The sequence below is a fragment of the Solibacillus faecavium genome, assembly GCF_014836905.1.
GTDB classification, from domain to species: Bacteria; Bacillota; Bacilli; order Bacillales_A; family Planococcaceae; genus Solibacillus; species Solibacillus faecavium.
Genome location: NZ_JACSPZ010000009.1, coordinates 117,454 through 141,510 on the forward strand (window position 1 = coordinate 117,454; position 24,057 = coordinate 141,510).

Sequence of the window (24,057 nt, forward strand, 5' to 3'; positions counted from 1 at the left end):
TGATTTCCATTCCGGGTCGGACGCTTTCCGCGGGCAAGAATCAGAGTCAAATTTTTGTCTCTGATTCTTTGCGCCGAGGATGGTTGCAATTTATTGCGACCACCGCAGAAGCACCGATATAGAATATATAGGGAATAACACTCGCCTCCCCCCATTCCAATCAACTACTTTGGTAATTGTTTTTTCATACCGATTATTGTATTAAACACCTTACTCATAGTAGAATGTTGTGATTTGAATATTGGCTGTTACGATTTCTGATGCCTCTTCTGTAAATTGATCTTCTTCACCTGGGAGGGCAAAGTCAACAATATCAATTCGCATCACACGGTCTTTCATTTCTATTTCTTTTATAAACTGTAGCAAGCTTACATCATTTGGTGACGACACATTAATATTAAATGTAACTAACTTTAATGAAGGTGGTAATGATTCTACAGCTATTGTTGAAACCGGTAATTCCTCTGGTACATCTGTTTCTTCCGTTGAATCATTAGCTTCCGTTTCAGTAGACTCTGTTTGTTCCACTGGTTCCGATCCATCGTCTGTTGCTTGCCCTTCTTCTGTCTCAGAAGCCATTGGATCCTGTAAGCCTGAGCTAGATACGAGAGCATCATAGTTGTTAAAGTCGATACTTTGAATACGTGAGCCTGTTAAGTATTCAATTTCCTCAATTGAAAGAATCAACGCATCGATTTCTCGGTTAGCCGGCACTTTTTTTCGTAATACAAATTCATTTGTACTAGTTTGAGCTAGCTGTGAATGGTGAGTTGCAATCGTTTGTTCTAATGTAGAAATTTCCGTTTTTATATTCGTCATTTCATTTTGGATCGCCTGTTCTTCATCCTGCTTTGGCTTAACGACATAGTAGTAAACGGCAAATAACAGTGCCATCGCTAAAGCAATCACTAATAAAAGCGTCCCATTTTTACTACTTGAGAAGGAATTCACTACTCGTCACCTCCTGCAGCTACATATAATTGATCGATTAATAACATAATCTCTACGCTATACCGTGGTACTTCACTAAATTGTTGCTCTGCACTTAATTCTTCTCCAACAGGATTAACATCAAAATTTTGAATTGTGCCTAGTTGAACATCATTGAAATAAGGGCTTTTTTCAAGATTACTCACATATGTTGATATTGCATTTAATGTTTCAAAATCTACCGTAACTTGTACCCCTGTTTCAGAAAATACATAAGCACGCAAATATGTATTTAAAGGTAATAAATTTCGTGTTTCTGTAATAACCGGAGATACTGGAAATGATACTCTTTCCACAAAAGCGACAGATTCTTCTAATGAGCCCTGATTCATCGTTTCAAATGAGGCAACTTCAGCATTCAATTGATCGCGCGTTAAAATTAATGAATCCCGCTCTGGTATGGCGCTGGCAATTTCACCTTTCGCACTGAAAAATGTCCAAGCCATAAGTCCAAGCGTTACCAATGATAAAATTCCGACTAAATAGAATGCAAAATTTAAACTAGCCTCGCCCTTTTCTATTTTGGGCATGAGGTTAATATCTGGAATCATTCGTTAACCTCCTTTAGAGCAAGGCCCAACAATGTCGCATGCTTTGCTTTGCAGTTGGGAAATTGAGCTTCAATAACAGCATCATCTACAATGCTTATCGGTGTCGGTAAATTGTCGCGTAAGAGTGCTTCGATAAGATGTAGTAATGGGTGATCTCCCATCACAATAATTTCATCGACAACTTTTTCCCCTTTGTGGAGCGAGAATTTAAAGAAGTTCATCATGCGATCGATTTCCATTACTTGGTCTGTTGTTGCTCTACGGAAATCATCCAAGTCTCCTGTATAACGAAACTCAACCTCTCCTGCATCAAAAGCTTCGTGCTGCCATTTATCCCAATCAGTATCAATTGTTTGGAAGCGTAAAAACTCTACTTCTCCATTTGAATAAATGCAAATCGACAGCTCGTTAATCGACCAATCCGTCACTAAGTATGTACGATTCGTTTCAATAAATTCAATTTCCTCGAGCAAGCGTAAATTACATAAAGCCCGAATATCGGCTACTTGAGGATTTAAATGATTGTCTAATAAAAGACCAACCATCTTTCCAACTTCATCAGGAGGCGCAGCAAACAATACCGCTTTCCCATCGCCTTCCACTGAATCGTGAACGTCAATAAGTGGTTCCTGGAACGGTAAATGAATAGAATTCCCAAGCTCCATCTGCACAAATTCCTTTAGCTTTTTCCCACTTACATCTGCAGGATGCTCAAAAGTTTTTAATAATACAGACGTATCCGGTACGAGGAAACGGACATTTTGCTTCTTACCACCCCAGTTCGAGACATTTTCTTTTATCAAATCATATATCGCCATCTCGTCCATAATCGAGCCTTCTTGTACGGCATTTCTCGGTAAAGGCGTTTCATAAATAACGGGTTGATCAAGTAATTGCCCTTTGGAGACAAGCGCTCGGATCACGTAGTCATTTACGATAATCGATGCATGCGATTTTCTTTTCATTTTGAACATATAGGGACCCTCCCCTTTATACTTTGCCTCTATTGCAGGGCAAGCTCAACTTCAAAGCTATTATACTAGCGAAATCATCACCCAATGGAACACCCAAACGCTGTTGGGTTGGGTGTTCTTTGGGGGTTGATTAAATGATTAGTCAGACCATGTGAAAGATGTTGTTTTCTCTTTTGAATCAACTTTTAAATTATCAATAGTTGCATCTTTAATTGTTACGGTTTTGTTACCAACTTTAACAGTACCAGTAACTGTTAAGGTTGTTGGAGTTGTTCCACTAGTAGTTGTAGTTCCTTTTGTTACTGTAATTCCTGTAACTGTTGTTTGACTCAACACTCCCCAAGAGTCTACATAAGGTGCTAACTTAGTCTTATCTGCAGACACTCCTGCTGATGTCTCATCAGTAAAATAAATATTTGCTCCACTTAATACATTTGCTACATCTGCTTTTGCTGCTTTTATACGACTGTTATCAATAATATTTCCAATTGCAGGAATAGCAATTGCCGCTACAATCGCTAAGATAACAATTACTGCTAAAAGCTCAACTAAAGATAACCCCTTTTCATTTTTAATACGCTTCTTTAATGTCTTAAACATATTAATTCCTCCTTTAAATTCTAAATTATTTACTATTTTATTTTTTGCACTGACGCTTTGTTTGCTTTAATGCCTCCTTGCAAAACGCCCATTCTATTTTTTACATTTGTTCGTATAAACTGAACATTGGCAGGAAAATTGCGGCTACTATAATTCCAACCGCACCCGCCAATAACACAATCATTAACGGTTCAATCAAAGATTTTAATGTATCAACATTACGGTCAACTTCTTCTTCATAAAAGTCAGCAATTTTCTCAAGCATATAATCGAGAGAACCTGTAGATTCCCCGATTTTGGTCATACTCGTCACCATGGGTGGGAATATCCAGCTTTTTTCAAATGGCTCTGTTAATGTACTTCCTTTTTCCAGACTTGCTCGTGCATCTAGTACCACTTTTGCCACAACCGGATTTCCAGAGACCTTTTGGGAAATCGTCAATGCCTGCAAAATCGGTACTGCACTGCTAAATAATGAAGATAGATTTCGTGTTAATCTAGCAATGGCTGTTTTTTGTAAGAGCGGTCCGAAAATTGGCATTTTTAGTAGCATATAATGTACCGTGTAATGAAATTGCTCATTGTTCCTGTATAGGTGTTGGAATACAACCACACCTATGACCACAGCGCCAATTGGTAACCACCAAAATTGTCTTAACCATTCTCCTAACGCTACAGTCCAGACTGTAAGGATAGGAAGTTCCGCATTCATCGACTCAAATGATTCTACAAATGTCGGAACAATAAATATCAGCATGAAAAATACGACTACTAGAATTAAAATCAATAACATCACAGGATATGTTAATGTCGACTGTACCTTTTTAATTAACCGGAATGATTTCTCGTACGAATTGGCCAATCGATCTAATGTGTCATCAATATTCCCCGTTGCTTCACCTGATTTCATCATATTGACGAACAACTCAGGGAATACTTTCGGATGCTTTTGAACTGCATCCGAGAAAGGGATACCTGCACGTACATCTTCTTCGACCTTCTCCAAAGCTTTTTTCAAAGGCTTACTTGTTGCTTGCTTTGCCAAAATGTTCGTAGCCTCAACAATTGAAACACCCGCACGAATTAATGTCGCAAACTGACGGCAGTAAATTACAAAATCCTGCGTTTTAATTTTTCCGCTTCCAAGGTTAATATCCATGTGCAATATACTTTTCGACTCTTCTATTTCACGAGGATTAATCCCCTTTTCTCGAAGCTTCGTAATTGCTGTTGCCTTATTTGCCGCGTCAATTGTCCCTTTTTGTGTGACTCCCATCTTTGTTCGCCCTACATATTTAAATACAGTCAACTGTAATCACCTACATTCAAGTAAGGACGGACTTCCTCCAACGAAACTTTACCGGAAGAAACGAGTGCCTGTATTGATGTTTCCAATGTATGCATTCCTAGCGCACGGCTTGTTTGCATGACACTTGGTATTTGATGAATTTTTTCATTTCGGATTAAGTTCGTTACAGCCGGAACACTTACTAAAATTTCGGTTGCTGCAACACGTCCTTCTTTATCTTTACGAATGAACAATCGCTGAGAAATAATCCCCTGTAATACATTCGCTAATTGGATACGTATTTGTCCTTGCTGATGTGGTGGAAATACATCGATAATTCGGTCAATTGTCGTCGGTGCACTTGATGTATGGAGCGTGCCGAATACTAAATGCCCTGTTTCCGCTGCAGTAATTGCTGTAGAAATTGTCTCTAAATCTCGCATCTCACCGACAAGAATAATATCAGGATCTTGGCGAAGTGATGCACGCAATCCGTTTGCAAACGAGCCTGTATCGACACCGATTTCCCGTTGATTCACGACTGATTTTTTATGAGAGTGCAAATATTCAATCGGATCTTCAAGAGTAATAATGTGCTTCGATTTTGTTTCATTAATATAATCAATCATTGCTGCTAATGTAGTAGACTTCCCCGAACCTGTTGGACCTGTAACTAAAATAAGTCCTTGGGGTTTTTCCGCTAAGTCATACAATACTTTTGGCATATTTAATGATTCAATAGTCGGTATCTTACTCGAAATTAAACGGGCAGCGATAGCCCCTGCATTTCGCTGGTGATACGTATTTACACGGAATCGGCATAGGTCTTTTAATGAATAATTAAAATCTGTTTCACCCTTCTCCTCAAATTCAGCCACTTTATAATCAGGTAGAATATCTTGTACCATTTCTTTAACCATTTCTTCAGTAACATTTATATCGCCATATTGCTTCAATTGACCATTTATCCGGTATACGGGAGGGATACCTATTGTTACATGTAAGTCAGACGCTTTTTCGTCATATGCATGATGCAGTAAGTCTTGAATTTTCAGTGCCATCTTGCATCCCCTCCCTAGTCAATCGTTGCAACACGCAGTACTTCCTCAGTCGTCGTGACACCGTTTATAACTTTTAGTAGACCATCTTGCAATAATGTATAGTAGCCTGCTGTTTTCATATAATCCCCTATTTCATATCCACTTGCGCGATTCAGAATTAAATCCTTTAGCTCCCGATCAATTGGTAATAACTCATGAATGGCAAGTCGTCCACGGTAACCGGTATTTCCACAAGCTGAACAGCCGCGACCTTTTCTCACCTTTTCAATGCTGAATCCATTATTTGCAAAGATTTCTTTTTCCCTGCTTGTAGGATCAACTTCGGTACTACAATCTCGACAAATTTGACGTACAAGTCGCTGCGCTAAAATTCCCACAAGAGAAGATGAAATCAAGAATGGCTCTATGCCCATATCCTGCAATCGGGAAACCGATTCGATTGCACTATTTGTATGCAATGTGCTTAATACAAGGTGACCTGTCAGTGAGGCACGAATCGAAATCTGTGCTGTTTCTAAGTCTCGAATTTCCCCAATCATAATGATGTCCGGGTCTTGACGTAGAATCGAACGTAAACCAGCTGCAAATGTTAACCCGACTTCTTCCTTCACCTGAATTTGATTTACACCGTTTAGCTGATACTCTACCGGATCTTCAACTGTAATGATATTAACTTCCTCATCATTTAGATTCGAAAGTGCTGCATATAATGTAGATGATTTACCCGAACCGGTTGGACCTGTTATTAGTACAATTCCATTTGGTTGTTCAATCATCTTTTTAAACAATGCCTCATTTTTTTCAGTAAAACCTAAGTGTGCAATATCTGTTGCAGCATTGCTTACATCCAAAATACGCATAACGATTTTTTCACCGTAGACAGTCGGCAATGTAGAAAGTCGAATATCAATGCTTTTAAACTCAATATTAACTTTAATACGGCCATCTTGTGGAATACGGTTTTCCGTAATATTCAATCCACCTATAATTTTTACACGAGCCGTCATCATATTTTGCATATGTTTTGGCAGTGATCGCTCCGTCCTTAACACACCATCGACACGGTAGCGTACTTTAAATTCCGTTTCCTGTGGATCAAAGTGAATATCCGATGCACGTTGAGCTACTCCATTGGCAATAATCTGATTGACTAAACGAACAATCGGCGAATCTTCATCAGTAATCTCCTGTTGGACCTCAGTTGTATTTGCTGCCATTTCGGACAATGCTGCATCCATTGAAGCCTGCAAATCATAGTACTTTGTAATTGTTCGGTATAAATCATCTTTTGCAGCAATACTCGTTTCGATTTGACAGCCTGTCGCCATCCGGACTTCTTCAATCGCAAAATAATCCATTGGATCAGACATCGCTATTAATAGTTTATTTCTATCGCGACGTACTGGCATAATATTGGCACGTTTTGCTAGCTCTCTCGGTACAAGCTGTAATAGTTCTGGATCTATCGCATACTTATTCAATGTAATATGAGGAATTCCTAACTGGAACTCTAGTACCTCAATTAACTGTTGTTCGGTAAGAACATTTTCCTTAATCAGAAAGTCTCCTAGCTTTTCATCACGGCTTTTATTTTGTAACGCGTAATTCAGCTGATGTTCATTAATCACCCCAGCTTCTACTAATAAGTCCCCTAAACGTTTTCTCGCATTTGCCTTCATGCTGATTTCCTCCTGTTCTACGGAGTTATTAAATTTCCACCTTTATCGTAATAGCTGCCTGGTGGTAGATTATCTTCTGACTCATCTTGATTTTGTGATTCACTACTTGATTCATTGGAATTTGTGTTTTGTGGATTACTAATTGGTGGATTCCCTCCATTACCAACTTCATCCGGGAAGCCGTCACCATCTAAATCGATTGAATCATTTGGTTCATTATTCATATCAACCGCTGAACCTTGTATTTCTGGTTGCTGAGACGATTTAACAATGACACGGTTTACCGGTGGATAATAATCACGGCTTACAAGCTGTTGCTCCCCGAATACTGTTCGATAAATTGAAACACGTAATCCCCCTACACCTTCTTGCAATTGCTCTGTTTGTCCAATTGCCAATTCCTCCGAGTAGCGCGTAATTGTACGTGGTTGAATTTCCTCATCATTCGACACGGATACAGAAACCTCAGTTTCTTTAGCAGGTGTATATATTTCTGTCTGCAGCTTCCCTTCATCTATGGAAAGCTTTAATACAACTGGTTTGGTTGATGTATTAATAAATTTTAAATCCTCATTAGCAAAAGCATCCACTTTAGCTTCTAAACCAGGTTTTAAATATATAGGAATTTCATTTTGTGAATGACGTTCCAGGATTTCTCCATTAATATTGAGTGCTGCGTTATAAATAGTTGATGCGATAAAATTAATTGCCTCTCGGTTTGCTAAATTAATTGTTTCCCCTACCTTTTCTAGCATTGAAAATTGTATTTGCGGATCAATTACCGTGTCGTTCAATGCATCAACAAGTTCATTTATACCCATTGCAGATTCTGGTATAGTTTCGACTGAAAGCGATATCCTATCTGTTTCAAGTATTGATAAATCATTTACAACAGCTTCAACTTCGTCTGTTTTTAAATAAGAAGCATTCAATTCTACTCTTTCATAAGTGGAATCTGTATCCCATGTCGATATATTGCTAATTTCATTTTTAACAATTTCACTTGGAAGGATGCTTAATGGTAGGTGAACAGCAGTCTCATCTTCCCAAATTGCATACCATGGTTTGCGGTAATTATCTTCAAAGCTATTAACTGTACTTTCAATATCAAATTGGAAAGTGGAAGAGCTAACTTCAATGGAAGTCCCTCCATCTGAAACAATTAAATTTTGGGTATACCAATCATTTACCGCAATCTTTAATGCAGCTTTTAATTCCTCACCCTTTAAACCACCCACATTCATTCCGCCAATTGTAGAACCTTGAGAATTATCAGTAGTAGGTGTATTAGAACTTGCTATAAAATGTGGAACACCAAAAGCTAGCACTGTTACCATTAACATAAGAAGTACCATTGACCTTAAAACTTTTTTCATATATACACCTCACCAAATTCATTATAAATACATTCTACTAATTTACTTCTTTCGCAAACTACCAATTAACCTATTTTTTATCATAAATTTTTTTATCCATATCATTCATTAGGTACTATTTACCTATCTATTATTACTTTTATTATGTAAGTCTACTTAAATAATTCAAAAAATATTTAAGTTTTACCATAATTAAACTTTATGTTATTATCTATCATAATACACAATAGATTACTTTTTGACTATATATTTTATAATCTCACAAATTTTTTTTTATTTTTAATCTATATTACCCAACAACATTCGATAAAATCAGGGGCATTTCGCTATATTTCTACATTTTTTATGGAACACATTCTTTTTTTCAAGGTAATATAATGGGAAATTTTATAAGGAGGGGAAAATTTGAAGGTCCTACAAAAAGAAAATGGCTTTTCTTTAATAGAGGTTGTTGCAGCGATAGTTATTATTGGTATTGTATTACTTAGCTTCTCTCAAATCTTTATTCAAACAAGTAAAACAGCACATAAAAATAACGAAAAACTAACAACTATTAACTTGGCCGATGCAATGCTCGTGAGATTAAAAGCTGAATCATTTATTCACAATCAAACAATAACTGATGTAAATAACTATTTTAAAGATATGACTGAATCTGACCCTACAAAGAAAAAACCACCTACACTTATTAAAATGAATGACAAAGAATATAAAGTTTCTTATGTTGCTTCTCAAAGTAATAGCCTAGTTAATAATGCTACTTATTCAGAAAAGGATTTAAAGCTGGTAAAAGTCGTAGTCACCGTAACAGCCCCGGATGGAAAAACAAAAGGATCTTCGGAAGGATATGTTGCACTTGAATAAAACAAAACTTGATGAAAAAGGGCTTACTTTAGTAGAGCTTTTGGCAGTAGTTATCTTAACAGGAATAGTTTCAATTTTGGTATTTTCTATTACAACTAAGGCTTTGGAAAACACTCGTATAATTAGTCAAGAAACGATGTTACGAGATGAAGCAGACATTATTGTAAGTAAATTCATTAAAGAAATGTACTCCACAAAGCAGGAGCATATTATTAGATATAAAGAGGAAGTAATAATAGATCCTATATCTAATAAAAAAAGTTATAAATATAGTTATCTTGAAGTAATAGAAAATGAATCTAAATGCCAAAGAGATGAGAACGGGGACTATAAAATAGAGGGTGAATGTAAATTAAAAGATATCGGATTTAAAACAGTGAATGGTGTAACAAAAATCCAGATTTTCAATGAACAATACACTGTTTCAAATAGCAGTATTAAAGTACTAGCTGAATCCAAGATAAACGGCACCCCTAATGAAACTTCCGTTTACGAAATAGTACTAAAATTAAAATTTACACATGTCCGGGGAAATAAGGAAACAGAAAGAATTATGTCCTTTAAGAATGAAATCCAACCAATAGTAAATTCGAAATAAAGGAAAGGAGTTGTCATTATGAAACAGTTACTTAAAAACAGCAACGGTTCCGTACTACTTATTGCAGTTGCGATCGTGATGATTTTTTCTATATTAGGGTTGAGTTTAATGACACTATCTGCTAACGGTATTACAAAAAATAAAAATCGTGAAAACATAGTACAAGCTACCGATTTAGCCGATAAAGGGATTGAGTTTGCTGTTAGTAATCTACAAAAAACACTTGAAGACTTTATAAACAATAACCAAGTTGGTAAAAGTGAGTTTGCTATTTTTTTAGATAACACCTTAAAAAACCCTCAACTTGCATGTTCCCTTTCAGAAAATACGGGTTTTCTTATCCCAACAGATAATAATAACAAAACAAAAGTTTGTATAGAAAATGTAATAACCCAATCAACAGCAGAAAAAGATCTTTATAAACGAGTTGTTAGTTTTAGAAGTACCGGAATTGTAAACGGTAAAGAACAGGTTACTCGCTCTGAAGTTATATTAGGAACTGACGCCATTCCAGACCAGTTGCGATATACACTTTCAAGTAATAAAGGGGGTAGTATTTATTTATATGGTGGGGTAGATGTTAAAGGGGACATAAAAACCTCTAAAGACTTGATTATCCACAACCAAGGTTATACATTATCTGGAAATTATACAAATTGGCATTCTAGCGTTTATCCTAGAATGAAAGCAGACAGCAAAAGCTTTACTCCTAAAATAATACTTCCTGAAAGCGGTAATATTTTTGTTAACAAAAATACAAGTCATCTAGCAAGTGAAAGTTCAGTATTAAACTTGAATGTCTATAATAATTTATCTAGATACGATAGTTATTCAGTTGACGAACTTTTAACGAATAATAGACTTAGAACAATATTATTTGACACGAAAAATGTTAATATCGTAAAAAAATCTTTAGTTTCTGATGAGTTAAAAATCAAAGAAAAAATCGAGAACACCTATTCTTCAAAAAGCCATAAAAATAGTACTATTAGCTCTATAAACGTTTCCTCGAACTCTCATAGAAATCGTGTCTTTAACTCTAAAGATGATGTTATTTTAGTAAGTGCTACTAAGCAACAACGAGAATGTATTAGACCAGGTTTGTTAGTTTGTAGGGAATACAGATATTATACAGTATTAGAGAGCGGCTCTCTAACTATAGATGGAATGTCTAATTTAAATTTGGTTGGTCAATATCATATTAATGGCAACCTATCAATAGATAATTCCTCGTTAAATAGCGATGCAATTATATATGTCGATGGAGATGTTGCTATAAATAATAGTGTATTAAGTGGATATGAATCAAATGGAACGTTAATTATTTTTGCTACAGGAAGAATTAGAATTATTAACACCTCTCCATATTCAGATACCCCTAGTAAAATTAAAGCCTTTTTCTATTCACATAGTACAGTGAATATATTTGGTGCTATTTCGAATATTGAAATTATTGGAGGTATTTCTGGGAATAACATTGTATTATCGGCATTAAGAGGGAAATATACAAGAGGTAATCTAATTGATACAGTAAGCGCTCAATCCGAACTTTATGATCATGATAATAATCCTTCAACCCCCGAGGTACCAAGAAAAAATTCAAGATTTACAATTATTTATGACCAAGACTTAATTGAAGCTTACACTTCATTCAAACGAGATGAAGAGGAGGAATTCATCACAGAAATCAACCTTCCAGAAATCATTAATAGAAATTAATGTCGTTATATATTCGTAATCCAATTAACTTTATAAGGATTGAAAAAATCCCATAGAAAAGTCTACAAGTAAACTTTTCTGTGGGATACACTTTTTGTCACAAAGCATCTATCAAATTTAAAATTTGTTAGGTGCTTTTAAGATAAATTATATTTAATTTTCCACCACATGCATCGGATCCCGACGCTTCGGCCCAATCATATTAAACAACACATTCAAGAAGATCGCCGTAACCGACCCCGCAACAATCCCATTCGACGTTAAAATCGACATCCAAGAAGGTAAGTTTTCGAAGATACCCGGTACTGTAGCAACACCGATCCCTAAACCAACTCCAAGTGCTGCGACCATTGCGTTTTCCATGGATTTTTGAATTTCCGGTGCAAGCATTTTCACACCTTGTGTAATTACCATACCGAACATTGCAAGCATCGCTGCACCAAGTACTGGTGTTGGGATGATCGTAGTTAATGCTGCAAGCTTTGGCAGGAATCCAAGTGCTACAAGCATACCGCCTGTAATGTAAATGACTTTGCGGTCGCGTACGCCTGACATTTGAATTAGTCCTACGTTTTGTGAGAATGTTGTGTAAGGGAAGGCGTTGAAAATACCACCGATAATTGATGCTAGTCCTTCTGCACGGTACCCTTTTGATAAATCTTTTGAAGTTAAATCTTTTTTTGTAATATCACTTAAAGCATAGTACACACCTGTTGATTCTACTAATGACACCATTGCTACTAATGTCATTGTTAAAATAGCAGAAGCATTGAATGTCGGTGTTGCTAAGTAAAATGGCTGCATAATGTGTAACCATGAAGCATCTGCTACTGGTGCGAAATCAACTTTACCCAAGAAAATACCGATAATTGTTCCTGTCACCATCCCCAGTAAAATCGCAATGGCACGAACGAAACCAACTGTGAATCTATAAATCACTAAAATAATCAGTAACGTAATAAATGCTAAGGCTACGTTTGAACCTGATGCAAAGTCAGCTGCCCCTTGTCCGCCACCCATATTATTAATCGCTACCGGGATTAAGCTGATTCCGATAATCGTTACAACCGAACCTGTTACAACAGGCGGGAAAAACGGAATTAATTTACCGAAAAGACCACCGATTAATACGATGATAATACCTGAGGCGATAATCGCTCCGTATACATCCCCTAATCCACCACCAGAACCAATTGCAATAATTGGACTTACTGCTGTAAATGTACATCCGAGTACAACCGGTAATCCAATTCCGATAACCTTCCCTTTCCAAACTTGCAGAAGTGTTGCCACGCCGCACATGAAAATATCGATTGCTACTAAATATGTCATTTGTGCCGGACTGAAACCTAATGCCCCACCGATAATTAACGGTACTAAAATCGCTCCTGCATACATTGCCAGCAGATGCTGAATACCAAGCATCGTTGCTTTTGTGTTATTCATAAAAAGTTTTCCTCCAATTATAGATGCACTCTTAATATGTTATTTACATGATTTGAACTGTAGTGTTTTAATGCTTAATCGTAGAATTCTACTTTGCCATTTGCCAGCGACTTAATATTTGCTAAAGATTCAATGCGTAATCCTTGTTCACGTAATGCCTTGCCACCCTGTTGGAAGCCTTTTTCGATTACAATGCCCGCACCAATAATTGTAGCTCCTGCTTGATTTACAATATCAATTAAGCCTTTTAGCGCTTCGCCATTTGCTAAAAAATCGTCAATAATAACGACATTGTCATCAGCTGTTATGAACTTCTGTGATACCGAGATTTCGTTTGTCTCGTTTTTTGTAAAAGAATGTACTTTTGATGTGTACAAATTATCCGTTAACGTAAGAGATTTGCGTTTACGAGCAAATACAACCGGTGCACCAAGCGTTAAACCTAAAAATGTCGCTGGAGCAATTCCTGATGATTCAATTGTTAGTACTTTCGTGATGATTTGATCAGAATAACGTTTGGCAAATTCATCTCCAATTTCCTTCATTAAAAACGGGTCGATTTGGTGGTTTAGAAATGAATCTACTTTAAGTACTACGTCTGAAAGAACTTCGCCTTCTTTTTCAATTTTTTCTTTTAAAAGTTTCATATACAATTCCCCCTCTATTTTTGGATAAAAAAAATCGGCAGACCTGCTCCCTACAATGAGTGGAGCAAGACTTCCGAATACAGTTCAAAAGTAATAACAAATGAGGTGCACAAATAAAATTGGACGGGTCATTCGTTAACATGCTTCACTCATAGTCGATTCATTTACGGTAAATCGGTAGAAACTTGCAAGCCTTATCCTTGCGATTATATGAGTAAAGTTATTAAGTTTAATATTGAATGTCCCAATTATAATCATGTAAATCTTATATTGCAATAATCTCATAAAAGTAAAACTATTCTTATTTTTCGGAAATTTGAACAAAAAAGTGATAATAACGAAGCGAATGTTCGGGTTTAGACTTTTACCAATAAATTCTCAGCTAAATTTTCTTTGAATTGTTCGAAATTTTTCCCCTCAGACCCAAAATAGCTCATACTACGAGTGACAAAAACGAGGGCCTTCTTTCCATTCCCATAAGTCACTTCAGCAATTGCACCCATTTCCTCCATAACTTGCACTTTCATCTCACCTTCATTGAAAATAACAATATCCTCTGCAAATAGCGTTTTGAATTGATTGAACGTAGCTGACCCTTGCAAAATAATGATTTCCGGCTGAAACTCTTCCATTACTTCTTTGAAAATTGTTTGCCCGCGTTCAAAATTAGCAGCATCTTCTTTTTTCGCGCTTTTTGCATGATCCATCGATTCTATTTGATACGTATTTAAAGAAGTATAAATAAGCGATTCGTTATATTGCTTTTTTAGCCATGCCTCAAATTGTAAAGAACCTTTAAATTCACGAGGGGCTCCCTTTATTTCACTCAAATAAAGATCTTTTAACAGCTCTCTATTTAATAATGACTCTGCAAAAGTCTGCTCACTTCTATCTTCTACTTTAAAAAAGGGTACGGCATTTGTGCTGACTAGGAAAATTCGTGATTTGTAGGGATTTCCATTTGTTAAAAACGGACGAAATGCTACAGTTTTTCCATCTTCGCCCATTAACCATTGATGCATTTTCTTATATAAACCTGTTGAGATAGGCATTCCTAACACTTCCTTATAAGTATAGAGATTCTTCATTTCTTCTATAATACCATTCCTTCCTTTTAAAGTATAAAAGGAAGGCTAAAGGGCATTTTATAATCGAGAGCATTTTTTTCGCCACTTCATTTACGATTTAAATACATATATTCGCCACCCTAATGACATTTTAGACACTTGGCTTTAGATATTAGCCACTTTGCATGACTTAATATCCACTTCAGTTTCACTCCACAAAAAAACGCAATGAAAGCTGATGCTCACATTACGTTTTAATTATTATTTATTTGATAGATCGCAGTCCATTAAAGGAACGATTTTTGTTTTATGTTTTACTTTATAGAACATCCATAATGAAGCAAATAACGGTAAACCGATATATGAAACGACTACTCCGTACCAGTCAATTGTCCCGCCCATAAAGGCCATATAGTTTTGACCAAGTACGACAATCATACAGAGGGCAAACGCAAATAACGGACCGAATGGGAAGAATTTCGATACATACGGTAAATCACTCAATGATTTTCCTTGTGCGACATATGCGCGACGGAAGCGGTAATGACTGATTGCAATACCGAGCCATGCAATAAAGCCGGACATACCTGAAGCGTTTAGTAACCAAATATATACGACACCATCGCCAAAGAAAGAAGCTAAAAATGCTAATGAACCTACTGCTAATGTAGCTAAAAGTGCATACATCGGAATACCGCGCGTCGTTACTTTCATGAACAGTTTCGGTGCTTTTCCGTCTACTGCTAATTGATAAAGCATACGGCTGGCTGCATATAACCCTGAGTTCCCTGCAGAAAGCATGGCTGTTAAAATAATTGCATTCATAACTGATGCTGCAAATGCGACACCTAAGTTTTCAAATACTAATGTAAATGGACTTGTCGCAATATCTTCTGATAAAAGGCGTGAATCTGTATACGGAATAAGTAATCCAATTGCGCCAATTGCGAAAATGTAAAACAGTAAAATACGCCAGAATACTGAACGTACAGCTTTTGGTATGTTTTTGGCTGGATCATCTGTTTCCCCTGCCGTTACCCCTAGCATTTCCGTACCTTGGAATGAGAATCCCGCTGCAAGGAAAATACCGAATAGAGCTAGGAAACCGCCATTAAACGGTGCATCTCCTGCAAAGAAATTCGTGAAGCCGACCGGGTCGTTCCCGCCTAAAATACCGAAAATCATTAAAAAGCTGACAATAATAAATACAATTACTGTTGCGACTTTGATCATCGCAAACCAGTATTCTGCTTCACCAAAAGCTTTTACAGATGCTAAGTTAAATGATAATACGACTACGATAAATAAAATTGTCCATACAATCGATGAACTGTCCGGGAACCAGTATTTCATAATTAATGACACAGCAGCAATTTCCGCTGCAATCGTAATTGCCCAGTTGTACCAATAGTTCCAACCAAGTGCAAATCCTAATGCCGGGTCTACAAATTTCGTTGCATACGTACTAAACGAACCCGATGTCGGCATATAGGCAGCCATTTCCCCTAATGACGTCATTAGGAAATACACCATAACCCCGATTAATGCATATGCGAGCAATGCCCCACCAGGACCTGCCTGTGCAATGGCGCCACCTGATGCTAAAAATAGTCCTGTACCAATCGTTCCGCCTAACGAGATCATCGTAACATGGCGGCTTTTTAATCCTCTTTTTAACTCGTTTTTATTACCGAGCTGATCTATTTTAATTTCACTCACGATTATAAAACTCCCTTTTTGTTTTGTATGGCGAAGTGTAAAAATAAAACCACCACAAGTTTTTGTGATGGTTATAATTACACCTCATCAAACTTGAAAGATAGCTCAACACATGCTTACACATGTGACAGTTCTGTTCCTTATCGGAGACAGCCCCAGCGTTATATTTAAGAAGAAAAATAACACTTCGGCAATCATTCCTTTCATAAAGCTTCACAGATTCTTCTCAATCTCCGCTATACTAATCATAATGATTGCGACCTCTACCCCATACATTTACATGAGGTAATATATTTAATTGAAATAATGATTATTAGTCTAACATAATATTTTTTTGATAGCAATGCGTTACTATTTTTCTGTTTTTTAAGATTATTCTTACTATTTAATTGGCGTTATTGCAGGAAAAGGAGCCTCAATGATGAATGAACAAAAAATAAACCAAAATAGCAAAAAAATACTATCGAATAAACAACTTCTCTTTTTTATGGTTGCTGTTTTCCTATTCGCTACTACCTTACGTACACCGATTACTGTAGTAGGTCCTATTATTTCCTTTATCCGGGATGGCCTCGGCATTTCAAACGTACTTGCAGGATTTTTAACAACTATTCCATTAGTCGCATTTGCTATTGTTTCACCATTTGCACCGCGCATTGCACGTAAATGGGGAATGGAATGGACTTTATTTTATTCAGTTATTTTACTTTGTACTGGAGTATTACTACGTTCAGTAGGTGAAACAGCACTTCTGATTGGAGGAACAATTCTTATAGGGATTGCGATCGCTTTTGGAAATGTTCTTATTCCGAGTTATTTTAAATGGAAATTCCCGCTGCATATCGGCTTGTTAACAGGGGTGTATTCCGTATCGATGAATATTTCTTCCGGACTTGCTGCTGGTTTTAGTTTTCCGATCGCAACAAATGCAGGCTGGCAAATAGCATTGGGCTTTTCGATTGTTTTGGGTGTTCTGACATTAGTTATATGGATACCGATTTTGCGAACACCTAAAGTGGACTTGCATATGTCGGCATCACAGAAAATGAAAACCCAAATGTGGAAATCACCGCTCGCCTGGGCTGTTGCAGGCGCAATGGGCTTCCAATCGTTTTTATTCTACTGCTCCTCTGCATGGCTGCCAGAAATTTTTATAAGCCAAGGTTTGGATGCTACCACGGCTGGTTGGATGGTGTCTGTTATGCAATTTGCGCAAATTCCGATGACGTTTGTTATTCCAATTATTGCAGGAAAGCTCATTTCACAGCGTCCGATCGTCATTTTCTTTACGATTTGCTATTTAATTGGCTTTACGGGAGTGTGGATGGAATGGACAAGCCTCGCGATTTTATGGATGATCTTTTTAGGTTTTGCAGGCGGCGCTTCATTCGGTTTAGTATTAATGCTGTTTTCACTGCGTACAGAAACTGCATACGATGCAGCGGAGCTCTCCGGATTTGCGCAATCAATCGGCTATTTAGTTGCAGCAGTCGGACCTGTTCTATTCGGTTATGTACATGATTTGACGAATAGTTGGTCCATGCCGCTTCTGTTATTTATTTTAATTTCAGTTTTGCTATTTTTTGCTTCATTTATAAGCGCAAAGAATCAAACAGTCTAACCAAACATACGTACCCTTTTATGCTATAATAAAAGTGAGTAAATAAAAGGAGTACTGAACTATTGCGTAAAAAACGAAAACGAAATAAAAAACGGTTGCCGATTATACCGTTATTTTTCATTGTATTAGCTGCTGCAGTTGGTTTTAATGTAACGAAAACTTTAGAAGGTATGGGTATAGGAATTATCACTTATTTTGTACTCTATATTGGTTTTATAATTTGGCTGAAAACACGAAAAATAAGAAAGTTACGGAAGTCCGGTATTCGGGAAGTCGACCAAATGAGCGGTGAAGATTTTGAAAAGTTTTTAGGTGAACTATTTAAACGCCGCGGCTTTAAAGTGCGCTATACCGCAACGAGTGGTGATTACGGGGCGGATCTCATTTTGAAGGATGGGAAAGACATCATTGCTGTGCAGGCAAAACGCTATTCCAGTACGGTCGGCGTAAAGGCTGTTCAGGAGATTATCGGTGCGGTGAAAATGTATGAGGCAACAGAAGCATGGGTTGTAACGAATAGCCATTTTACCCGGCAGGCCGAAAAACTTGCAGATATTAATGATGTTTATTTAATCGATCGTGATGAATTAATTCAAATCATCTTAAATAAAAGATAAAAGGGTTGTGTTCAGAGTTAATTTGATTTTGAACATAACCCTTTTTTGTAGTGCCTTCCCGTTAATATGGTTGCAATTGATAAAAGTAATTTGGCTTTTTGATTGTATTAGCAATCGGCTCATGATAAATGTCAATTGTTGCCGGTGATAATGGTGGGATAAGCCATACCCAGTTTCCTGTTACATCACGGCCGTTTGTTTTTTCTTGCTGGCTGAAAAGTTGAAACTGCTGTGCTGCTGTATGGTGATCAACTATACTCACTCCGGCATTTTTATAAGAATGAAGTACCGCGACATTTAATTCCACGAGTGCACGGTCTTTCCAAAGAGTAGCATTTAGTGATGTATCCAACCCCATTGCCTCAGCAATTTTTGGCAGGAAATTATATCGGTACGTATCGGCCAAATTGCGAGCACCGATTTCTGTCCCCATATACCAGCCATTGAACGGTGCAGCTTGGTAGTCTTCTCCTGCAATGTTAAAACGCATGCTTGAAATGATTGGGACTGCATACCACTGCATGTTTAATTTTGAAAAATCATAGTCGGGATGGGTAATTGGCACTTCAAGCACGATCTCTTTAGGCAAATCATAGTAAATCGGCTCACGGTTATCTACTTGAACGACAAGCGGCAATACATCATAATTTGTCCGTGCACCTTGCCACCCAAGACCTTCGCAGATTTTCGTGAATTCTACAGACGTGGAATCCCCAATAATCCCTTCCTCTGTTTCATACCCTGCATAACGAATGAGCTGATGATTCCAAATCCGTACACGGTTCGGGTCAAATAAAGTAATGGCTGGCCGAATTTTGCCGTTGTTTGTGGCAAATTCAATATGGTTCACAAGTGCTTCGTATATTTCATCCTCATTTAGCAATTGACGCTGATCAAAAACGGTTAAGCTATTCCAAAATAGCCGACCGATACATTTATTACTGTTGCGCCATGCAACTCGCGCACCATAAGTAAGTTCCTCGGTAGTTAAAATAAACGCCGGATGCTTTGCTTCTTCTATACGTAACTTTAGCCAGTCATCCGATTGCTTCGTTTCTTGTTTATATAATGTGAGAAATTCAATTCGTTCTTGTAATTCCTTCGTTGTCGTTGTCATCGTTTCACATCTCCCTATTCTTTTATTTTGGCGCTTAAAATAAGGAAACTCAACGAAACAACAGTTGATTAAAACATGTATTTTTCATACATGACTAAAAGTGTTCATAAACAGGGGAAATAAAAAGATATGCACATTTTTATGCATACCTTCTCTCTTACTTCTTCCATTTGTCGCTCGCCTTGAAATTATAAACGGGGGTCACATGCTTTTGAATTGATACGGTTTCACCGATTTGCTCCACGATTTCCTGCATTGGCTTGTATGCCATTGGTGCTTCATCCAATGTTTCCTCACTGACAGAGGTTGTCCAGATACCTTTCATCGTTTCCTTGAAATCATCCATTGATAAATTTTTCATCGCCGCTGTTCTTGAATAAATACGTCCTGCTCCATGTGGGGCGGATTCATTCCAATCCGCATTGCCTTTACCAATACAAATTAACGAGCCATCTCGCATATTCATCGGGATGACGAGCTTTTCATCTTTTGCAGCACGCACAGCCCCTTTACGTAAAATCATTGCATCGGTATCTATATAATTGTGTACAGAATCAAACTGCTCTGCAAACTCCCACTTCATATGCTCAGCGATTGTTTTTGCAATTTGTACACGGTTTTCGTGTGCAAAACGCTGTGCCAATTTCATGTCGGCAATGTAATCATCAAATTGATCCCCAATCAAATAAGCCAAATCTTTTGGGACGAAGGGGTTTTCCTTCTTATACGCTTCGATCATTTTTTGGATTTCTTTTTCCTGACCCGCTTCTTTTAAAGCTTTAATTTTTTCTGTTAAATCTTCACGCTGCAATGATTCAAATGCACGCTTTTGATGCCAGTTTGCTACTTTTGCCCCGACATAACGAGAACCTGTGTGAATTAGTAAATAATAGATACCCTCATCATCTTTTGCCAGCTCAATAAAGTGATTGCCGCCGCCTAATGTGCCAAGAGATCGGTTCGTATAGTCATTTTGTAAGCCGCGTGCAATAAAGTTTTCGTTTGCAAAAAGCTCATGACTTTCTGGCGTATCATCATGAATTTCATTGCCACTTGGAACGAAACGTCTAATCGTTGCATCGAGCTTGTTAAAGTCCACTGCTCCTGAACCAATTTCAGAAACAAGTACACCACATCCAACATCGACCCCGACCAAATTCGGAACGACATGTTTCTTCAACAGTATCGTTGTACCGATCACACAGCCTTTCCCTGCATGGTAATCAGGCATAATGCGTACTTTCGTTCCTTCCATAAACGATTGATTGACGAGCTCATTAATTTGCTCAATCGCTGTTTCCTGCGGTGTATTTGTATATATTTTTGCGTTCGTAAATTTCCCGGTAACTTCGATCAATTCTGTTCACGCCTTTCTTTTTTCAACATCAGTAGAGCAAATAATAGAAGTGTTAGTAGTATATAAATTCCGATTATCATGAGCGGTGACCTCTGTACAATGAAACCGAATGCGACTTCAGATTGTAATACGAAATCATCCGGCGCAAATTGAGGCCGGTATAAAAAAGTTTGAATGATACCAAAAATCAGTTGAGCTAGCGTATAAAGAATAAATAGAAGAAGCGCACCTAGTGATGCGAACATAAATTTACGTTTCAAGACCTCACCCCCCTTTTTATGAAACAATTGGTAGTATTTACGTGCCTAGTGGATAATAAGTTTCACTGACTTTAACCGCAGTTCATAGATTTTTCTACTTTGGAGGCGAACTGTTCTACTTTTAGAGAGGAAGGTTCTACATTTCATAAGAAAGCTTCTACTTTCAACTTGGGGGTTTCTACCTTTTGCATGAGACTGGCTAATAAAGTTCCTGCCTTCTTCTTTGAGGCGAGCTGTTTAAAACTATAGAAAAAAACCGAATTTCCGCTCAACTATGAGAGGAAACTCGGTCAATTTTCATTTCAAATGCACAAACCTCGATACCATCATCGTTAAAAACGCATACGCTCCAGCTTTGACTGTCTGTAACTCGCTTGTATCCCGATGTGGATCTAAACAAACGAAGTCCATACCGCGTACGATCTCGTATTTCCCTACTTCGTGCAGCAAATCAAAAAGCTCATCTGTGCGCATTCCACCAGGTGTTGAGGCAGGAACTCCAGGTGCATACGCAATATCGAGTACGTCCATATCGACTGTCACGTAAACTAGATCTACTTTTTCAGCAAGCTGCTGCATGACATCCTTTATGACCATAGCCGCGCCTTGACGCCGGAAATCCTTCAATGTAATTCTGTTTACACCGTAATGATCAGCAGCACGGATGAGGCTTGGGGCATTGTAAAAGCCGTGTAATCCAATATTGTAAATATCCTCACCACGCACAACACCCGCATCTAGCAGCTGGCGGATCGGTGTGCCATTTGTCGGACCATCCGAATCTGTTGCACGCAAGTCAAGATGTGTATCAAATTGTACAATGCCAATACGCTTCCCCGAATGCTTTGCAAACGCTCGGACAATCGGTGCTGTAATCGAGTGGTCGCCACCGATTTGTACGTAAAAGCTATTGGGACAGCCTTTCAGTACATCTGTCATTGCCTGTTCAATATTTTCATGACACTGCAAAATATTTGTCCCGTGCAATTTCACATCGCCTAAATCGGCAACACGGAGCGCTCGGAAATCAACATTTTCATCAATAGAATACGTCGTGAAGTAATTCCAGCTTTTACGGAAATAATCTGGATACTCCGAAGCTGCAGATGCACTAATCGAAGAACGAGATAACGGAACGCCTGTTATGACGACATCAAAGTCATCTGAACATACCCCATAGCTTGGTTCGATCCAGTCCTTCACCTTCATATCTTCATGCTCAATACGGTTCCAAGTAGTCGCCGGGCTTACTAATAACGAATTCACAGCAAGCTGCCACCTTTCACCACTACTTTTCCTGCCTTAATAACAGTATCCGTATGATTCATACCATAGAAATATTGAAGCTGCTTATAGTTCGGTACGTCTAAAATAAGAACATCCGCCTGCTTCCCTTTTTCAAGTGTTCCAACACTATCTGCTCGATTAATGGCATGAGCCGCATTAATTGTCGTCGCACAGAGCACTTCTTCCATCGTCATCCCCATATTCATGCATGCCAGATTCTGAATAAATGGCAGGCTAATTGTCGGAGATGAACCCGGGTTAAAGTCTGTGGAAATTGCTACTGGGACTCCGCTGTCTACCATTAGGCGCCCTCTTGCATAAGGTGCACGTAAGAAAAAGGCTGTGCCCGGCAATAGTACTGCGATTGTTCCTGCTTTTGCCATCGCCGAAATCCCTTCATCAGAAGCAACAAGTAAATGTTCCGCTGAAATGGCACCTACTTCCGCAGCAAGCTCTGCTCCTTCATATGGTTCGATTTCATCTGCATGAATTTTTGGTGTCAGTCCATATGCTTTACCCGCCTCTAAAATCAGGCGAGACTGCGCTGGTGTGAATACGCCTTTTTCGCAAAATACATCATTAAATTCAGCAAGTCCAAGCTCCGCCACTTTTGGAATCATTTGCTCAATAATAATTTTCACAAATACATCCTCTTTACCCTTATATTCTTTCGGAACGGCATGTGCACCCATAAATGTTGAAATAACATCTACTTCATGCTCTTCCTGTAATTTTTTTACTACATACAGCTGCTTCAGTTCCGTTTCCAAGTCTAGACCGTAGCCTGATTTTGCTTCCACAGTCGTAATGCCATGACGTAAAAAATCATTTAAATGCTGACTTGTTTTATCATATAGTTCATCAAAGGACGCTTCCCGCGTTTTTGTTGTTGTGTAATGAATACCGCCCCCGGCATTCATAATGTCCATATAGGACTTTCCGGCAAGGCGCATATTGAGTTCATGTTCCCTTGTTCCGCCATGCACTAAATGCGTGTGGCAATCAACAAAGCCGGGCATGACAATTTTGCCGCGCGCATCAATGACATCCGCATTATTCACTAAATGCGGAAACTCATTCTTAATTTCTTCAAGAGGGGCAATCATCACAATACGATCGTCCTCAATTAGAATGCTCACTTCTTTTTTCAAACCTAGCTCGCTCATCTGTTCACGGCGGCGAGGTAACTTGACTTCGCTCGCCATCGTTAATACTTCAT

22 protein-coding genes and 2 riboswitches are annotated in these 24,057 nt (G+C 38.0%); of the genes, 5 read left to right on the plus strand and 17 right to left on the minus strand.

The annotated features are described in order from the left end of the window. Positions 1 to 210 precede the first annotated feature (210 nt). The 8 genes from H9635_RS15945 to H9635_RS15980 form a co-directional block, all read right to left on the minus strand. Positions 211 to 951 carry a potassium transporter gene (locus H9635_RS15945; RefSeq protein WP_191701302.1) on the minus strand — a complete coding sequence of 247 codons (741 nt, stop codon included), beginning with the start codon at positions 949 to 951 and terminating at the stop codon, positions 211 to 213. After that, positions 951 to 1,541 (minus strand): PilN domain-containing protein, encoded by a 591-nt coding sequence (locus H9635_RS15950; protein WP_191701303.1) that lies wholly within the window; start codon positions 1,539 to 1,541, stop codon positions 951 to 953. The genes H9635_RS15945 and H9635_RS15950 overlap by 1 nt, the downstream gene beginning before the upstream one ends. Further along, positions 1,538 to 2,506, minus strand: a complete 969-nt coding sequence (gene pilM, locus H9635_RS15955; protein WP_225231344.1) for a type IV pilus biogenesis protein PilM — start codon at positions 2,504 to 2,506, stop codon at positions 1,538 to 1,540. Before pilM ends, H9635_RS15950 begins: the two co-directional genes overlap by 4 nt. A gap of 147 nt (positions 2,507 to 2,653) precedes the next feature. Continuing rightward, positions 2,654 to 3,115 carry a prepilin-type N-terminal cleavage/methylation domain-containing protein gene (locus H9635_RS19315; RefSeq protein ID WP_225231345.1) on the minus strand — a complete coding sequence of 154 codons (462 nt, stop codon included), beginning with the start codon at positions 3,113 to 3,115 and terminating at the stop codon, positions 2,654 to 2,656. 100 nt (positions 3,116 to 3,215) lie between these two features. Continuing rightward, positions 3,216 to 4,424, minus strand: a complete 1,209-nt coding sequence (locus tag H9635_RS15965) for a type II secretion system F family protein (RefSeq protein WP_191701305.1) — start codon at positions 4,422 to 4,424, stop codon at positions 3,216 to 3,218. After that, positions 4,421 to 5,464, minus strand: coding sequence for a type IV pilus twitching motility protein PilT (locus H9635_RS15970; protein ID WP_191701306.1), 1,044 nt, complete (start codon positions 5,462 to 5,464; stop codon positions 4,421 to 4,423). Before H9635_RS15970 ends, H9635_RS15965 begins: the two co-directional genes overlap by 4 nt. A 14-nt stretch (positions 5,465 to 5,478) precedes the next feature. Next, positions 5,479 to 7,143, minus strand: coding sequence for a GspE/PulE family protein (locus H9635_RS15975; RefSeq protein ID WP_191701307.1), 1,665 nt, complete (start codon positions 7,141 to 7,143; stop codon positions 5,479 to 5,481). Positions 7,144 to 7,160: 17 nt separating this feature from the next. Next, positions 7,161 to 8,519 carry a VanW family protein gene (locus H9635_RS15980; RefSeq protein ID WP_191701308.1) on the minus strand — a complete coding sequence of 453 codons (1,359 nt, stop codon included), beginning with the start codon at positions 8,517 to 8,519 and terminating at the stop codon, positions 7,161 to 7,163. Between the two features lie 405 nt (positions 8,520 to 8,924). Here H9635_RS15980 and H9635_RS15985 point away from each other — a divergent pair, with 405 nt between their 5' ends. From H9635_RS15985 to H9635_RS15995, 3 genes are read left to right on the plus strand one after another with little or no spacing between them, the layout of a single operon-like run. Continuing rightward, the gene (locus H9635_RS15985; RefSeq protein ID WP_191701309.1) at positions 8,925 to 9,383 is read left to right on the plus strand and encodes a type IV pilus modification PilV family protein; all 459 of its coding nucleotides are present in this window, start codon (positions 8,925 to 8,927) and stop codon (positions 9,381 to 9,383) included. Beyond that, positions 9,337 to 9,981 (plus strand): type II secretion system protein, encoded by a 645-nt coding sequence (locus H9635_RS15990; protein ID WP_191701310.1) that lies wholly within the window; start codon positions 9,337 to 9,339, stop codon positions 9,979 to 9,981. Before H9635_RS15985 ends, H9635_RS15990 begins: the two co-directional genes overlap by 47 nt. A gap of 18 nt (positions 9,982 to 9,999) precedes the next feature. Further along, positions 10,000 to 11,700 (plus strand): hypothetical protein, encoded by a 1,701-nt coding sequence (locus tag H9635_RS15995; protein WP_191701311.1) that lies wholly within the window; start codon positions 10,000 to 10,002, stop codon positions 11,698 to 11,700. A 153-nt stretch (positions 11,701 to 11,853) separates the two neighbouring features. Here H9635_RS15995 and H9635_RS16000 read toward each other — a convergent pair whose 3' ends face one another. The 4 genes from H9635_RS16000 to H9635_RS16015 form a co-directional block, all read right to left on the minus strand. Beyond that, a complete protein-coding gene (locus tag H9635_RS16000; RefSeq protein ID WP_191701312.1) occupies positions 11,854 to 13,146 on the minus strand; it encodes a nucleobase:cation symporter-2 family protein in 1,293 nt (430 codons plus the stop codon). Positions 13,147 to 13,220: 74 nt separating this feature from the next. Then, positions 13,221 to 13,793 carry a xanthine phosphoribosyltransferase gene (locus H9635_RS16005; RefSeq protein ID WP_191701313.1) on the minus strand — a complete coding sequence of 191 codons (573 nt, stop codon included), beginning with the start codon at positions 13,791 to 13,793 and terminating at the stop codon, positions 13,221 to 13,223. 132 nt (positions 13,794 to 13,925) lie between these two features. Beyond that, a riboswitch (purine riboswitch) is annotated at positions 13,926 to 14,027 on the minus strand. Between the two features lie 122 nt (positions 14,028 to 14,149). Continuing rightward, a complete protein-coding gene (locus H9635_RS16010; protein WP_225231346.1) occupies positions 14,150 to 14,881 on the minus strand; it encodes an RNA 2'-phosphotransferase in 732 nt (243 codons plus the stop codon). 240 nt (positions 14,882 to 15,121) lie between these two features. Further along, the gene (locus tag H9635_RS16015; RefSeq protein WP_191701314.1) at positions 15,122 to 16,579 is read right to left on the minus strand and encodes an amino acid permease; all 1,458 of its coding nucleotides are present in this window, start codon (positions 16,577 to 16,579) and stop codon (positions 15,122 to 15,124) included. Between the two features lie 93 nt (positions 16,580 to 16,672). Then, a riboswitch (Lysine riboswitch) is annotated at positions 16,673 to 16,853 on the minus strand. Between the two features lie 147 nt (positions 16,854 to 17,000). Here H9635_RS16015 and H9635_RS16020 point away from each other — a divergent pair. Together H9635_RS16020 and H9635_RS16025 are read left to right on the plus strand one after the other, a co-directional pair. Next, positions 17,001 to 18,200, plus strand: a complete 1,200-nt coding sequence (locus H9635_RS16020; RefSeq protein WP_191701315.1) for a CynX/NimT family MFS transporter — start codon at positions 17,001 to 17,003, stop codon at positions 18,198 to 18,200. A 62-nt stretch (positions 18,201 to 18,262) separates the two neighbouring features. Continuing rightward, entirely contained in the window at positions 18,263 to 18,817 is a 555-nt protein-coding gene (locus tag H9635_RS16025; protein ID WP_191701316.1) for a restriction endonuclease, read from the plus strand. A gap of 61 nt (positions 18,818 to 18,878) precedes the next feature. Here the strand turns inward: H9635_RS16025 and H9635_RS16030 are convergent, their stop codons facing one another. The 5 genes from H9635_RS16030 to hutI form a co-directional block, all read right to left on the minus strand. Continuing rightward, entirely contained in the window at positions 18,879 to 19,934 is a 1,056-nt protein-coding gene (locus H9635_RS16030) for a nitric oxide synthase oxygenase (RefSeq protein ID WP_191701317.1), read from the minus strand. 157 nt (positions 19,935 to 20,091) lie between these two features. Then, the gene (locus tag H9635_RS16035) at positions 20,092 to 21,291 is read right to left on the minus strand and encodes an RtcB family protein (protein WP_191701318.1); all 1,200 of its coding nucleotides are present in this window, start codon (positions 21,289 to 21,291) and stop codon (positions 20,092 to 20,094) included. Next, complete coding sequence (locus tag H9635_RS16040; RefSeq protein WP_191701319.1) at positions 21,288 to 21,551, minus strand: hypothetical protein; 264 nt, start codon at positions 21,549 to 21,551, stop codon at positions 21,288 to 21,290. Before H9635_RS16040 ends, H9635_RS16035 begins: the two co-directional genes overlap by 4 nt. 297 nt (positions 21,552 to 21,848) lie before the next feature. After that, positions 21,849 to 22,817 (minus strand): agmatinase family protein, encoded by a 969-nt coding sequence (locus H9635_RS16045; RefSeq protein ID WP_191701320.1) that lies wholly within the window; start codon positions 22,815 to 22,817, stop codon positions 21,849 to 21,851. Next, positions 22,814 to 24,043 (minus strand): imidazolonepropionase, encoded by a 1,230-nt coding sequence (gene hutI, locus H9635_RS16050; RefSeq protein WP_225231355.1) that lies wholly within the window; start codon positions 24,041 to 24,043, stop codon positions 22,814 to 22,816. Before hutI ends, H9635_RS16045 begins: the two co-directional genes overlap by 4 nt. Positions 24,044 to 24,057 lie beyond the last annotated feature (14 nt).